Source organism: Mucilaginibacter sp. P5_A4, from assembly GCF_056400605.1.
This window is the reverse complement of sequence record NZ_JBFUKX010000058.1, coordinates 1-13,748: the sequence shown is the minus strand read 5'-3', so window position 1 is coordinate 13,748 and position 13,748 is coordinate 1. Positions and strand designations below refer to the sequence as shown.

The window sequence follows — 13,748 nt, the reverse complement described above, 5'->3', positions numbered from 1 at the left end:
GGAGGAATATACTTTGAGAAGACGTGACTTTATTTATTTAACGGGCATGGGTGCAAGTGCGTTAGTACTGCCCGGTATAAATGCACTTGGTAAAACTATTGATCCTTCGCAGGCGCTGGAAAGCGTTGATGTAAAGATTAAAAAAGAACTTGCAGATGTAGCTTTAAACACTGCCAAATCAAATGGGGCAACGTATGCCGATGTGCGTATTGGCCGTTACCTTAACCAGTTTGTGGTTACCCGCGAAAACAAGGTTATCAACGTGGCCAATACCGAATCGTACGGCATAGGCATCAGGGTTATTGCAAACGGATGCTGGGGCTTTGCCGCTACCAATGATGTAACCAAAGAAGGCATGGCTAAAACCGCTTTAAAAGCAGTGGCGGTAGCTAAAGCCAATGCTAAGATTGGCGGGGCGCCGGTACAGCTTGCTCCACAAAAAGGTTATGGCGAAGTAAGCTGGAAAACACCGTTAACAAAGAATGCTTTTGAAGTACCTATCAAAGAAAAGGTTGATCTGTTATTAAATGCAAATGGTGTGGCAATGGCAGGCGGGGCCAATTTTGTAAACTCCATTATGTTTGCGGTTAATGAACAAAAGTATTTTGCATCAACGGATGGTTCTTATATCGACCAGGATGTGCACCGGCTTTACCCAAGTTTTAATGTTACCAAAATAGACCCAACAGCCGGATCATTTGAAACCCGCAGATCCCTAAGCTCACCGGTTGGTATGGGTTATGAGTACCTTGATCCGCTGGATAGCGAAAAAGTTTTGGGCATTACCACCCGATACAAAAAGCGCTATGATATGATTGAGGATATGAAATTTGCAACCAAACAGGCTGGCGATAAGCTGAAGGCAAAATCGGTAGAGCCGGGCAAATACGACCTGGTGCTCGACCCATCGCACTTGTGGTTAACTATCCACGAATCTGTTGGCCACCCCACCGAACTTGACCGTGTTTTAGGTTACGAGGCAAATTTTGCCGGTACCAGCTTCCTTACATTGGATAAATGGAAATCGGGCAAGTTTAACTTCGGCAGCAAGGCCGTAAATATAGTGGGCGATAAAACCCAGGTAGGCTCTTTAGGCGCGGTAGGTTATGATGATGAAGGCGTTAAATGTAAAAAATGGGATATCATTAAAGATGGTGTGCTGGTAAATTACCAGGCCATCCGCGACCAGGCACATATTATAGGTTTAAATGAGTCACAGGGATGTTGCTACTCTCAAAGCTGGCAGGATGTACAATTTCAACGCATGCCGAATGTTTCCCTGCAGCCAGGAAAAACGCCTTTGAGTGTCGACGAAATGATCAAAAATGTGGAAAAAGGCGTTTACATCATAGGCGATGGTTCTTTCTCTATCGATCAGCAGCGCTATAACTTCCAGTTTGGAGGTCAGCTATTTTACGAGATAAAAGATGGTAAAATAGCGGGGATGCTTAATGATGTGGCTTACCAGGCCAATACACAGGAATTCTGGAACTCTTGTGCTCAAGTTTGCGACGAGCGGGATTATCGTTTAGGCGGTGCTTTTAATGATGGTAAAGGTCAGCCGGCGCAATCAAGCGCGGTATCGCATGGCGCTTCAACCGCGCTGTTTAAGGGAGTTAATGTAATCAACACTAAAAGAAAGATCGGATAACTGAATTATGCCAATATTAAATAAAGAAGAAGCACAGGCTTTATTAAAGAAAGTGCTTGCCTATTCAAAAGCCGAAGAGTGCGAGGTGAGTGTAAATGGAAGCGAAGGTGGTAATATCCGTTATGCGTTAAACGCTGTATCTACGGCAGGCGATATCAGTACTATCGGGCTATCTGTAACGTCTGTTTTTGGGAAAAAAGCAGGTACTACCACCATCGATGAGTTTGATGATGCCGCGTTGGAAAGAGTAGTGCGCCGGTCTGAAGAACTTGCACAGTTAGCACCTGCTAACCCGGAATACATGCCGATGTTGGGTCCGCATGATTTTCCGGATTCTGTTACTTACAATGCAAATACAGCCGGGATGACACCCGATAGCCGTGCCGGACTGGTGGCTAAAAGCCTATCGGTTACCAAAGAAGCTAAACTTACCGCAGCTGGTTTCCTTGAAAATTCAACCAGTTTTAACGCGATGATGAATTCAAAGGGTTTATTTGCTTATAATAAAGGCAACGATGTTACTTTTTCGGTAACTACACGCAACGAGGCAGGTACTGCTTCGGGTTATGCCGCAAAAGGGTTTACAGATGTAAATAAGCTGGATACATTTACCGCTACCAAAGTTGCGGCCGGCAAATGTTTAAGTTCATCCGGAGCCAAAGCCATTGAGCCCGGAAAATATACTGTGATACTGGAACCGGTTGCGGCTACTTATATGCTGGAGAACATGTTTCGCTTTGATGCCCGAAGTGCCGAGGAAGGTCGCAGCTTTTTAAGTAAGAAGGGTGGAGGTACCCGACTGGGTGAGCAACTGGTAGACCCAAAAGTAAATATTTACTCCGATCCGTTTAATCCTGATCTGCCTTCATCAACCTGGAGCGGCGAAGGTTTGCCCCGTGAAAAAACAATGTGGATAGATAAGGGCGTAGTTAAAAACCTGAGCTATTCGCGTTATTGGGCCGATAAAAAGGGCGTAAAGCCAATGCCCGGTCCTGGTAATATCATTATGGATGGTGGCGATGCCAGTATTGAGGATCTGATCAAAAGCACCGAAAGAGGGATATTGGTTTCTCGCCTGTGGTACATCCGTATGGTTGATCCACAGTCATTATTGCTAACCGGGCTTACCCGCGACGGTACGTTTTATATCGAGAATGGTAAAATCAAGTTCCCGGTTAAAAACTTCCGCTTTAATGAAAGCCCGGTTATTATGCTGAATAACCTGGAAGCCCTTGGTAAGCAGGAACGCAGCATCAGTGTTGAGAGTTACCGCAGCTACCTGATACCACCGCTAAAGATCAGGGATTTTACATTTAGCTCACTGTCAGACGCGGTTTAAATAAACCATATTAAAATACATGGGATAGCTACCGGCTATCCCATTTAAAGCCTTTTACATTTGATATATTACTGACATTATAAGCGATATGGGTGTTCCGCCGGAATGGGTACGTTTGTCCAGCCGCGCCCCTTATCCAAGATACTTTTCCCTTAAAAGATTGCAATGATGGATATTATGCCCAACAGCCATCCAACCTAAACTTCTTGCTGTATAAACCGGCACCCCGTCAAATTTGAAATCCAGCATCGCATCGGTCATGTGCTTAAAAAGGCTGATAGTAGCTTCCCTGATCGTTATTAATTCTTCGGCTATATCATTTAATGTTCGGTTGGTTGCATTAAAATCCCGGTTGTAATCTTCGCCTTGCGGAACTTCCAGGTATACATCTACCTGCCTTGAACAACAAAAAGCCTTGTAGGCAAAGTATCGTTCGTCATCGGCAAGGTGAATGAAAACCTGTTTCGCTGTCCATTTATCTTCGGCGTATCTATGGTTTTCTGCTGTTGACGGGATCGAGTTGATCAGGTCGAGCATTTGCTGTTTGTTGCTTTGCAAAGCCCCGATCAGCTCATCGCCTTTAACTAAATTAAAAAAATATGGATACCACGAAGGTGCATCCTCAATATTAGGGCGGCCAATTTTGATCATATTTCTTGGTTAATTTTACTTACAATGCTATTGTCAACAGGCTATTTGAAACAGAAGCAGCTTGTATTGTTTTTCGTAAAAATACTCATCGTAATTAATATTGAAGATGTGCGTAAGCGACTACCTGAGGGCGATATGCGACATTTTTTAATCCTCCGCATATTCCCAGGCGCTTTGATACCCACCCAGTTTTTCGGCATGATCAATAAAATCGGCGTAAAATTTCAACCTGGTAAGAGTCGCGCTATCGCCAATAACAACCAGCTTTTTGCGGGCCCTGGTCATAGCCACATTCATCCTGCGGATATCCGATAAGAAACCAATCTCGCCCCCGGCATTGCTGCGGGTAAGACTGATGTAAACCACATCCCGTTCCTGTCCCTGGAAACTATCGATGGTGTTTACCGAAATGTTTTCTATAAAGGTCAATAAATCCGGGTTATTAAGTAACTGATCGTTCAGCACCCTGATCTGTTCTTTATAAGGAGATATGATGGCTATAGACGGGAACTTTTCTGTCGGGTCGATTGCTGTTACCAATCTGTTTAAATGTTTAAATAACAATGCCGCTTCATCGGGATTAAAAGTGCTGGTACCTGCCTGCTGTTCTTCAAAACCGGCGCCGGCCGTATCAATAAAAGTAACCGGCATATCGCCATTAAAAAGTAAACGGTTAGCTACCGAAGCATGCGCCTTTAACTTATCCTCATAAAACTCTCTTGATGAAAAGCCCATAATAGCTTCGTTCATGCGGTATTGCTCATCTAATAAAACCACAGCTTCAGGATGAAGGGCTACGCATTTTTCGAGCAGGGTAGTACTCAAGCCTGCCTTGGCAGCTTCGGGTGATTTAATAGTAGGAGGAAGCTGTAAATGGTCGCCCGCTAATATTACCTTTTGAGCTTTCAGGATAGGGATCCAGCAAGCCGGTTCAAGGGCCTGGCCGGCCTCATCTATTACAACGGTATCAAATTTTACGTCGCGAATGGTATAATGATTGGAGCCAACCAGTGTAGCAGTAATCACCTGCGCTTTGCTTACCAGGTCATCAATAATATGTTGCTCGGTAAGGGCTACGTCCTTCATGATCTTATGAGCCTCATTAAAAAGTGCTTTACGCTGATCGCGCTCTGCTTTGCCAAAACTGCGCTTGTACTTATGGGCCATATCCTTGTATGCGCCGGCTTGCTTTTTCAGGGTGCGGATCAATTTATTATCCGCATGTCCGGTCATTTTGCTATCGAGTGTTAAGGCCACCAGTTTTTCTGAAACACGGTTTGGATTGCCTATCCTTAAAACGTTTAGGCCTTCATCTGCAAGTTTCTCGCTCAAGAGGTCAACAGCGGTATTGCTGGCTGCAACTACCAGTATTTGTTTTTGAGTTTGTTTTACCATTAAGTTGATAGCCTGAACCAATGTTGTTGTTTTACCCGTGCCCGGCGGACCGTGAACAATAGCCAAGTCCTGCGCCGCAACAATTTTATTTACGGCAGCTAACTGTGAAACGTTTAAACGGGATATAGGAACAGGTATATTAACCGGGGCAAAAGCAGCAGGAACTTTGCCGGTAAGTATATTCACCAACCTGCCTTCTTTCGGTTTTTCGTTTAATGCTGATGCCTGTTTAATGGCTTTCAGCATCTCATCATAACTGTTGTTATCAAATAACAGGTCGATCCCAAGTTTGCCATCACGACTCCAGTCGGGCAGCTCATCAGCATATAAAGTGATCTTGAGCCTGTTGCCGGCCTGGTAGGTTATGATGCCTTCTACGCGGTCTTTTTTAGGATCGTGGTTGGAAAATAAAGCAGCCGGTACACCAAACCTAAGCTGATGCGATAGATCCTGGTGTGTGGTACGTTCTGCCTCTACACTAATATAATCGCCCCGGCCGGGTTCTGTATTCCTGATAGCGATAGGGTACCAGCTGAGACCCTGCGCACGGCGATCGGCTGCCGAGGTATTTTCTGTTAGTTTGAGGTAAGCACTACGGTCTTCTTCTTTTTCTTTGTTCAGCAGATCGAGCAGCTTTTTAAAATAATCCATCGGCTGCAAAGGTAATATAAAAGCTAAAGGCTTAATACGGAAGGCTACAAGCTAACTGCCAATTCATCAAACTTAATGTAAGGCAGACAAAGCCACCGTCACAATATCTTCCAATACCTCCCTGCCGGCTCCCGCCCGTGCCGACACTCGTAGACCGCCGATGGTGCTAAAAATAAATCTTGCCAAGGCCCTTGAATTAGTTGTTGTTTTAAATTGTCTGTCGTGCTGGCCTTTTTCTATTATTTGGGCCAGCGCATCTTCCACGCTCAGGTTATTCTTATTCACCAACTCACCAATTTCTTTATCGTGGCTGGATAGCTCAACAGCAGTATTCACCATAAAGCAGCCCTTTGCAAGTGTGTCTTCTTCGCTTTCCTTAATAACAGCATACAGAAGCTGTGTTATTGCTTCTTCGGCATTACCGGCATTTTTCAGCATCGAAAGTACTGCATTTGTATTTTTTGACTGGTATTGCCTTAATGATTTTGTAAAAAGCGTTTTTTTATCGGTATAGGTATTGTAAAGGCTTGAACGGTTTATTCCCAACCCATCTACCAGATCCTGCGCTGATGTGGCATGATAGCCCTTATCCCAAAATAAATTAACGGCTTTATCGAGCAACTTATCTTCATCAAATTCTTTTTTCCTGGCCATAATAAATTCCTCCTATGTAAAATTACCTATTTGAAATAATCGTTCCAAATAGGAGTAAAAAACTAAAGCTTTATTAAGCTGCCTGATTAATATATAATAGCATTTACGGTTAAACCGCCATCGACTGTAAGTTCGGTACCGGTAATAAATGATGCATCGTCTGAGGCTAAGAACCTTACTGCGTTGGCTATTTCTTCTGATTTACCAAAACGGTTTAATAGTACCCTTTGGCTCAACACTGTACCAAATCCATTAACTTCTTCTTCAGTTAAACCAAGTTTACCATATAGTGGGGTTTCAACCGGGCCCGGAGATACAGAATTAACACGTATTTTGCGGGAAGCAAGCTCGCGGGCAAATACTTTGGTGAATGACAGGAGGGCTGCTTTGCTTGCTGCGTATACACTGCTATCCGGTGCGCCTAACGCTGCATTTACCGATGCGTTAAATATAATTGAACCGCCATCATTAATAATGGGCAGGAATTTTTGAACAGTGAAGTAAACGCCTTTAACATTTAAATTCATCATGGTATCATAGTGCTCTTCGGTTGCAGATGCGAGTGGGCTAAAAAGGGCTACCCCGGCATTCAGGAAAAGAATATCCACTTTACCAAACTGGTTTTTAACTTCGGCTACAAGATTATCAATCTGGTTTAACATTGCCTGGTCGGATACGATGCCGGTTACACCAAGTTCTGCCGCTGCTTTGCCTACTGTTGCGGCGTTCCTGCCGCTAATAACCACGCGGGCACCTTTTGATGCTAATTCTTTGGCAGTTGCATATCCAATACCGCTATTACCACCTGTAACTACGGCAACTTTGTTTGTTAAATTACTCATTGTTTTATTTTTTATTGTTGTTGTTTTTGTTTGACAGATCAAATATAACTATACTGAAACGATCATTCCAAAATAAATCTTTTGTTTTTTCTGATGATGACATTTGACTTACAAACAGCAGGAATGAAATTTATTGAAAAAATAACAAGAAGGTAATTTTTTATAATGACAGATAATTGAAGAAAATCTTACATTTAGCCAGGTTAAATAATGCCGGTGCTTTAAATGCAATAGATTTTTCGATCTCACTTTTAAACACACATTTTATTATCATATTTGTTACACTACATGTTTACCCATAATCTATTTAAAAAATGCAGGACTTAGACCCATCTATTCTTCAAAAAGTGAATACCTGGCTTCAGGGAAATTATGACGCTGATGTTAAACAGGAAATTCAGGCGTTACTTGATAAAAAGGCATATACCGAGTTAACAGATTCGTTTTACCGCGACCTGGAGTTTGGAACCGGCGGTTTGCGCGGAACAATGGGGCCGGGCTCAAACCGTATCAATAAATACACCATTGGCGCTGCTACGCAGGGCTTAGCCAATTACCTTAAAAAAACATATCCGGGCGAAAAAGTTAAAGTAGCCATAGCCCACGATAGCCGCAACAATGCCAATCTGTTCTCGAATATAACTGCCGAAGTTTTTTCGGCAAATGATATTCATGTTTATTTCTTTAAAGCGTTGCGCCCAACACCTGAGCTTTCTTTTGCTGTACGCCATTTTGGTTGCAAAAGCGGGGTAATGTTAACTGCCTCTCATAACCCTAAAGAGTATAACGGATACAAAGCTTATGGTGCCGATGGCGGCCAGTTTGTATCGCCGCATGATAAAGCTGTAATGGACGAGGTTGCTAAAATTGCCAGCATTGATGAAATCAAATTTAATCGCGTTGATGCCAATATTGAAGAAATAGGCGAGGAGATAGATAACCTTTATTTAGACGAGATCACGAAGCTTTCTGTGTCACCAGAAGCTATACAGCGCCAAAAGGACCTTAAGATTGTTTATTCGCCCATCCACGGTACCGGTATTACTTTGGTGCCACAGGCGTTGGAGCGTTTTGGGTTTGAGAATGTGATATTGGTTAATGAGCAAATCACTCCTGATGGAAACTTCCCTACAGTAATTTATCCAAATCCCGAAGAAAAGGAAGCTTTAACACTTGCGCTTAAAAAGGCGCAGGAAGTTGATGCCGACCTGGTACTGGCAACTGATCCTGATGCCGACCGTGTGGGTATCGCCGTAAAAAATACCGATGATGAATTCATCCTGCTAAACGGTAATCAAACCGGCAGTATGCTTATTAATTACCTGCTAAGCGCCTGGGAAGAAAAAGGTAAGCTCACCGGTAAGGAATACATTGTTAAAACCATTGTAACTTCAAACCTGATTGAAGAAATAGCCAAAGCCAAAAACGTAACCTATTATAATACCTTAACCGGTTTTAAATACATAGGCGAGTTAATGACTAAGTTTGAAGGTAAACAAACCTTTATTGGTGGTGGCGAAGAAAGCTACGGTTATTTAATTGGCGAACTGGTAAGGGATAAAGACGCGATAATATCATGCGCTTTTATTGCCGAAATGACCGCTTATTATAAAGATAAAGGCAGCAGCCTGTTTGAAGCATTGTTAGATACATATGTTCAATATGGTTTTTACAAGGAAAAACTGATCTCGATCACCAAAAAGGGTAAAACCGGCGCCGAAGAAATTAAAGCTATGATGGAAAAGTTCAGGGATAATCCGCCGGCTACGTTGGGTGGTTCAAAGGTTATTACTTTGAAAGACTACGAAAACAGGATTGAAACCAACCTCAACACCAATACCACATCGGCTATTGAATTGCCAACATCGGATGTTCTGCAGTTTATTACCGCGGATGGGAGTATCATTTCTGCCCGTCCATCTGGTACCGAACCCAAAATCAAGTTCTATTGCAGTGTTAACGGTAAGCTGGCTAACAAAGCGGCTTATGCCGAAACCGATAAGCAACTGGAAGCTAAAATAGATTCTATTATGAAAGATCTGGGCGTATAATTTAAATTTACGTTTGGATAATAAAAGAGATCCCGGGCAATGGTCCGGGATTTTTTTGTTGGGTAATGTTTTATACAGCGCCAGTATCGTTCATCTTCTTCACATATAGCTCATCAACTAAAATCATAACAATAGCCAGTAAGGGTACTGCCAGGATAATGCCTAAAACCCCCGATAAAGTACCCATAAGTACCTGTGCAAGTATGGTTAAAGCAGGTGGGAGGTTAATCATTTTATTCTGAATTATTGGGGTTACAATATTACTTACAACGGTTTGCGTTACAATGTAAATTAAGGCCACAATAATTGCTGTATTTGTACTTATGGTTAAAGCAAGTAACACTCCGGGGATCATGGCCGCCAGTGAACCAAAGTTTGGAATGAGCTTGAGTAGCGCGGTAAGCAGGGCAAGAACAAGAGCTACCGGGATGCTCATGATGCCTAAACCTATAGAAAGCAAAATAAAAACCAGTATCATAGCTAACATCATCCCTTTTAACCAGCCTTTAAGGGCGTAGCTGATGCGGTCAATTACTTGGTGAGCAAGGGGTTTCCTACTATCTGGTACCAGCTTTATTAAACCATCTTTATATAAATTAGGATCGGATGTGAAAAATATAGCGAGGAACAAAATGATATAAAGATTGCCCAAAACACCAAAACTTGTATTGAAGAACGATTTTGCTGTAGTCATTAATGCATCTGAATTATCATCAGAAAGGTATTCCAGGATTTTTTTGCCTATTGATGTTTCGGCCATTTTTATTTTAGCGTTGCTGATAGTATGGGGGAGTGTATCGCTTAAAATAGCCACCTGGTTTGAGATCTTAGTGCCCATGATCCAAAAAAGCACAGCTAATATTGCAAAGGTGCCACCTATGGAAATTGCCATGCAAATGCGGCGCTTCCAATTTGTTTTCCGTTGAATCAGGTCACCAAACCCGTGAAAATAAACAGAGATCAGGATTCCGGCAAGCACCATCAACAATACATTGAAGGCAACACGCGCAATCAGGATCACTACAACCAAAAGTGCAACAATGGCTACTGTATGCCATACCTTTTGAATATAGGAAAGTTCTTCTTTGGCGGTTTTATTTTCAGGCTGATTGTTTTTGATTGTCATACTATCCCAAATGAAAAAAAGGTACAGTTAGGGGACAATAAATACAGCTAAAAGTTTTAGGGAATGGTAAATTGCTATTAATTGAATATGAAAGCTTAATTATCAAAACAGAAAGCCAGATAAAGAAAGCGTCTGGTAGCCTTCCCGTACCAAAGAATTTTGCTTTTCTATTTCTATTTTACTTTTTAGCTCGTTGCAGGTAAAAACGGCTATACCCAGTTCGACCTTACATTCAAATTGTAAGGACAAACTGACCCTGCTTGAATCCCAATTATATATATCTCTGTAATTATCAGGCCTGCCGGTAAACTGACCATAGGATTTAATAAAATTATCTAATATTTTATAAGCAACATTTCTTTGGAAAAACAAGTAGATATTAAGAATCTTACCTTTGTAAGTACGAATACCAATGAGGTCGAGTTTTATACCATCACCAAGAGCTAACAGGTTGTCATCATCATACACATATTTTAAACAACTATCAGCATCAAGGCTGTTGTCTCCATCAAGATAGGATAACTTGTAAGCCGGGATATTAAATATATCAGTTCCTAAAGTAATCTTTTTAAGCCCATTACAAAACTTTAAATATTCAATTGAACCTGGCTTGGAAGATTGAGAACATGCCACAAAGGGTTTGCAACAAATTATTGCAAAGAAGGCTAACTTAATAAAAAAGTATGTTGTGACAACAGTATACCTTCGCATATTCCCTAATGACTAAAAAGGGAATTGTCACAATCAAAATGCCGTTTTGCCGGCCAGAGCTTGTAATCGGCCGTTTAGGAGAGTAATTGGTTAAATTCAACAAAAAATGTAAACTGATTATACATTTTTTTTGGCTTTGATTCACACTGACAATCAGTGTGTTATTGACAATGTGGCGGATTAATTGTTGAAATTAATACACAATGTTACCTACAGAACTGTTAGCACAATAAAAAACCAGAATTAAGGGTCGTACCCCTGCTTCATTTGCATCGCAAAATGAGGCAGGGGCATAGCATTTATGGAGATTGGGAGTTGCTAAATAATTTGCACGTATACATTAGTAACACCCTTATTCATCATGCTATATATTTCTGATTCAGATGTTGAGGGTAATTAAAATGCCGCAATAGCTTACAATCTAATTTAATTATTAAGTTGTTCTCCTTGGCCTTTTGTTTCTTACGGTTTCGGCAGGCTTTTTAAAGTTGTTATTATTACTATTACCAAAAAACCTTTTCGGCGCTACCGGCTTTACGGGTGTTTCTTCATTAATTTTAACATTTAAAATCCTGTCTGCAATTGGAGTGCCGTCCAATGCATTAACAGCGTTTTCCGCCCCTTCACGGTCTTTCATTTCCAGGAAGGCGTAGCCCTTGCAGATCCTTGTTTTTTTATCCCGCACAATTTTAATGGTAACTACCTCACCATGTAAATTGATCATCTTAACAAGATCGAGCTCGGTCATATCTAAAGGGAACCCCCCGACGAATAATTTTATCATTATAAGCTTTGATTCAGTTTTAAAGTTAATTGTAAACGAACGAATGTGTTTTTCGTTTCATTTTAATTCAGCAGAATTAACATTATTTTTTCAAAGGTAGTGAGATAAAAACTACATATCCTTAAATTTTTAAAACATAAGCAATTCAAACGGCAAAATTACATCCCGGGGTCTGATTTAGAAGCTTTTCCGACTTTAAACCGAACCCACCGCAAAGTGGATTAAAAATTGACTTCGCTTAATTTTTAATTACTTATGCATAACCTTTTTACAAATTTAATTAAACATAATAGGTTGGGTGGTTAATAACATTTGCACTATTGTATATATTTGAAATATAAACCAGCAATTAAATTTTATGATAAGACCAAAAACAACTTAGTCATTTGTGATTGATGGGGACGGTTTTTTTGTGAAGTCGTATTTTGTAATATGCTTAAAGCGATGGCCTTTGTTATAAAAAAATCGTGTGTTTTAGCATTCATCAACCGTTTCTGTTTATTATGAATTAACATTTGGTATATAAAAATTAATTTTAAGCATCACTTGCGACAATGGGGCTTGTTATTAATTAACTATTTTACTGTATAACCTATTGAATATCTACAAAATGAAATATTACTTCTGCCTGTTTTTTTTATTAACAAGCTTTTCGGTATCTGCATTAAATGTTACAGACAATTTGATTGATGAGTTGAAAAATGAGATAGCCAAAAAAAATGTTTATGATAATAATAAAGAGCATAGAATAAGAAAGTTGAAACAATATCAATCCAGGCTATCAAAAACAGACTATGATGGTAACTTTTATACCTGGAACAAGCTATACAGCGAATACAAATCTTACCAGTTTGATTCGGCTTATGTTTATGTCGACAAAATGATAGCCGTAAGTAAACTTACGGGTAATAAACCCAGGGAGTATTATAGTTATGTAAAAATGGCTTTCATTTTGTTATCGTCGGGCATGTTTCATGAAGCTTTTTATTTTTTGAATAAAGTGGATGTAAAGGTATTAGACAATCCGGCTAAAATAGATTACTATGTTTTTTTAGGCAGATGTAATTATGATTTGGCTAATTACAGCAACGATAAATATTTTACGCCAAGCTATATTGAAGCCGGTAACACATTTACCGATTCGGCTATATCTTTTTGTGGTACCGACTATATAAGCCGTTATTATTTGCTTGGCCTGGAAAAGCAACAAGAAAAAAAATATGAGGAAGGTAAAGTATGGTTCAACAAACTCCTTGAAAAAAACATGCCTATAACCATGCACTTACGGGCAATGGTTTCCTGTTCGTTGGGTATGATTTATTTAGAGAACAACCAGCAGCAGCAAGAAGGCCTTAACTTTATGATCCAGTCGGCTATAGCCGATATCAAATCATCAACAAAAGAGACTGTAGCACTTTATACCGTGGCCGATTTGTTATATAAAAATGGCAATATAAAAGATGCTTACAGCTTTATACAACTGGCAAAAGAGGATGCTGATTTTTATGGAGCACGACAACGAAAGATGCAGATTGGCTCAATTTTACCTTTAATTGCCGCCGCTGAGCTTAATAATTCCGAGCATCAAAAAAATAAGTTCCTGGTATTCCTGATCGTAATAACCGCGCTGGCATTGCTGGTGGTGTTTTTCCTGGTAATGATATTTAAACAGCTTAATAAGTTAAAAATAAAGGAGCGGATAATTGAGAGTAAAAATGCGCAGTTAAACGAAATCAATGGAAAGCTTATTGAAGACGCTAAAATTAAAGAAGAATATATTGGCCAGTTTTTTAAAGCGATTTCCGGATATATATTAAAGCTCGAGAAATTAAAAATATCCATTGATGCCAAGCTTTCTATGAAAAAGTACGATACTATTCATACCCTCATAAG

At 40.4% G+C, this 13,748-nt stretch carries 11 protein-coding genes; 4 read left to right on the top strand and 7 right to left on the bottom strand.

Annotated elements, in window-relative coordinates; all coding sequences use genetic code 11:
• The first annotated feature begins 13 nt into the window (after positions 1 to 13).
• Both AC1DQW_RS24330 and AC1DQW_RS24325 read left to right on the top strand, forming a co-directional pair.
• Complete coding sequence (locus tag AC1DQW_RS24330; RefSeq protein WP_477456424.1) at positions 14 to 1,651, top strand: TldD/PmbA family protein; 1,638 nt, start codon at positions 14 to 16, stop codon at positions 1,649 to 1,651.
• A 7-nt stretch (positions 1,652 to 1,658) separates the two neighbouring features.
• The gene (locus AC1DQW_RS24325; RefSeq protein WP_477456423.1) at positions 1,659 to 2,990 is read left to right on the top strand and encodes a TldD/PmbA family protein; all 1,332 of its coding nucleotides are present in this window, start codon (positions 1,659 to 1,661) and stop codon (positions 2,988 to 2,990) included.
• A gap of 132 nt (positions 2,991 to 3,122) precedes the next feature.
• On the opposite strand, the gene AC1DQW_RS24320 is transcribed toward AC1DQW_RS24325, so the two are convergent.
• From AC1DQW_RS24320 to AC1DQW_RS24305, 4 genes are all read right to left on the bottom strand, one after another.
• On the bottom strand, positions 3,123 to 3,641 hold the full coding sequence (locus AC1DQW_RS24320) for a DinB family protein (RefSeq protein ID WP_477456422.1): 519 nt from the start codon (positions 3,639 to 3,641) through the stop codon (positions 3,123 to 3,125).
• A 147-nt stretch (positions 3,642 to 3,788) separates the two neighbouring features.
• Positions 3,789 to 5,687, bottom strand: a complete 1,899-nt coding sequence (locus tag AC1DQW_RS24315) for an AAA domain-containing protein (protein ID WP_477456421.1) — start codon at positions 5,685 to 5,687, stop codon at positions 3,789 to 3,791.
• Between the two features lie 72 nt (positions 5,688 to 5,759).
• Positions 5,760 to 6,341 carry a TetR/AcrR family transcriptional regulator gene (locus tag AC1DQW_RS24310; RefSeq protein WP_477456420.1) on the bottom strand — a complete coding sequence of 194 codons (582 nt, stop codon included), beginning with the start codon at positions 6,339 to 6,341 and terminating at the stop codon, positions 5,760 to 5,762.
• 86 nt (positions 6,342 to 6,427) lie between these two features.
• A complete protein-coding gene (locus AC1DQW_RS24305; protein WP_477456419.1) occupies positions 6,428 to 7,183 on the bottom strand; it encodes an SDR family oxidoreductase in 756 nt (251 codons plus the stop codon).
• A 314-nt stretch (positions 7,184 to 7,497) separates the two neighbouring features.
• Between AC1DQW_RS24305 and AC1DQW_RS24300 the strand changes: the two genes are divergently transcribed.
• A complete protein-coding gene (locus AC1DQW_RS24300) occupies positions 7,498 to 9,234 on the top strand; it encodes a phospho-sugar mutase (RefSeq protein ID WP_477456418.1) in 1,737 nt (578 codons plus the stop codon).
• A gap of 70 nt (positions 9,235 to 9,304) precedes the next feature.
• On the opposite strand, the gene AC1DQW_RS24295 is transcribed toward AC1DQW_RS24300, so the two are convergent.
• From AC1DQW_RS24295 to AC1DQW_RS24285, 3 genes are all read right to left on the bottom strand, one after another.
• Complete coding sequence (locus tag AC1DQW_RS24295; RefSeq protein ID WP_477456417.1) at positions 9,305 to 10,360, bottom strand: AI-2E family transporter; 1,056 nt, start codon at positions 10,358 to 10,360, stop codon at positions 9,305 to 9,307.
• 102 nt (positions 10,361 to 10,462) lie between these two features.
• Positions 10,463 to 11,071, bottom strand: coding sequence for a hypothetical protein (locus AC1DQW_RS24290; protein WP_477456416.1), 609 nt, complete (start codon positions 11,069 to 11,071; stop codon positions 10,463 to 10,465).
• A gap of 433 nt (positions 11,072 to 11,504) precedes the next feature.
• Positions 11,505 to 11,855 (bottom strand): RNA recognition motif domain-containing protein, encoded by a 351-nt coding sequence (locus AC1DQW_RS24285; RefSeq protein ID WP_477414139.1) that lies wholly within the window; start codon positions 11,853 to 11,855, stop codon positions 11,505 to 11,507.
• A 610-nt stretch (positions 11,856 to 12,465) separates the two neighbouring features.
• Between AC1DQW_RS24285 and AC1DQW_RS24280 the strand changes: the two genes are divergently transcribed.
• Positions 12,466 to 13,748 (top strand): DUF6377 domain-containing protein (locus tag AC1DQW_RS24280; protein WP_477456415.1); only part of this gene is annotated, 1,283 nt, incomplete at its 3' end.

Coding starts and splice junctions, on each gene's coding strand:
- AC1DQW_RS24315 (WP_477456421.1), bottom strand. CDS start 5,687: ATGGATTATTTTAAAAAGCTGCTCGATCTGCTGAACAAAGAAAAAGAA.
- AC1DQW_RS24320 (WP_477456422.1), bottom strand. CDS start 3,641: ATGATCAAAATTGGCCGCCCTAATATTGAGGATGCACCTTCGTGGTAT.
- AC1DQW_RS24305 (WP_477456419.1), bottom strand. CDS start 7,183: ATGAGTAATTTAACAAACAAAGTTGCCGTAGTTACAGGTGGTAATAGC.
- AC1DQW_RS24285 (WP_477414139.1), bottom strand. CDS start 11,855: ATGATAAAATTATTCGTCGGGGGGTTCCCTTTAGATATGACCGAGCTC.
- AC1DQW_RS24325 (WP_477456423.1), top strand. CDS start 1,659: ATGCCAATATTAAATAAAGAAGAAGCACAGGCTTTATTAAAGAAAGTG.
- AC1DQW_RS24300 (WP_477456418.1), top strand. CDS start 7,498: ATGCAGGACTTAGACCCATCTATTCTTCAAAAAGTGAATACCTGGCTT.
- AC1DQW_RS24310 (WP_477456420.1), bottom strand. CDS start 6,341: ATGGCCAGGAAAAAAGAATTTGATGAAGATAAGTTGCTCGATAAAGCC.
- AC1DQW_RS24290 (WP_477456416.1), bottom strand. CDS start 11,071: ATGCGAAGGTATACTGTTGTCACAACATACTTTTTTATTAAGTTAGCC.
- AC1DQW_RS24295 (WP_477456417.1), bottom strand. CDS start 10,360: ATGACAATCAAAAACAATCAGCCTGAAAATAAAACCGCCAAAGAAGAA.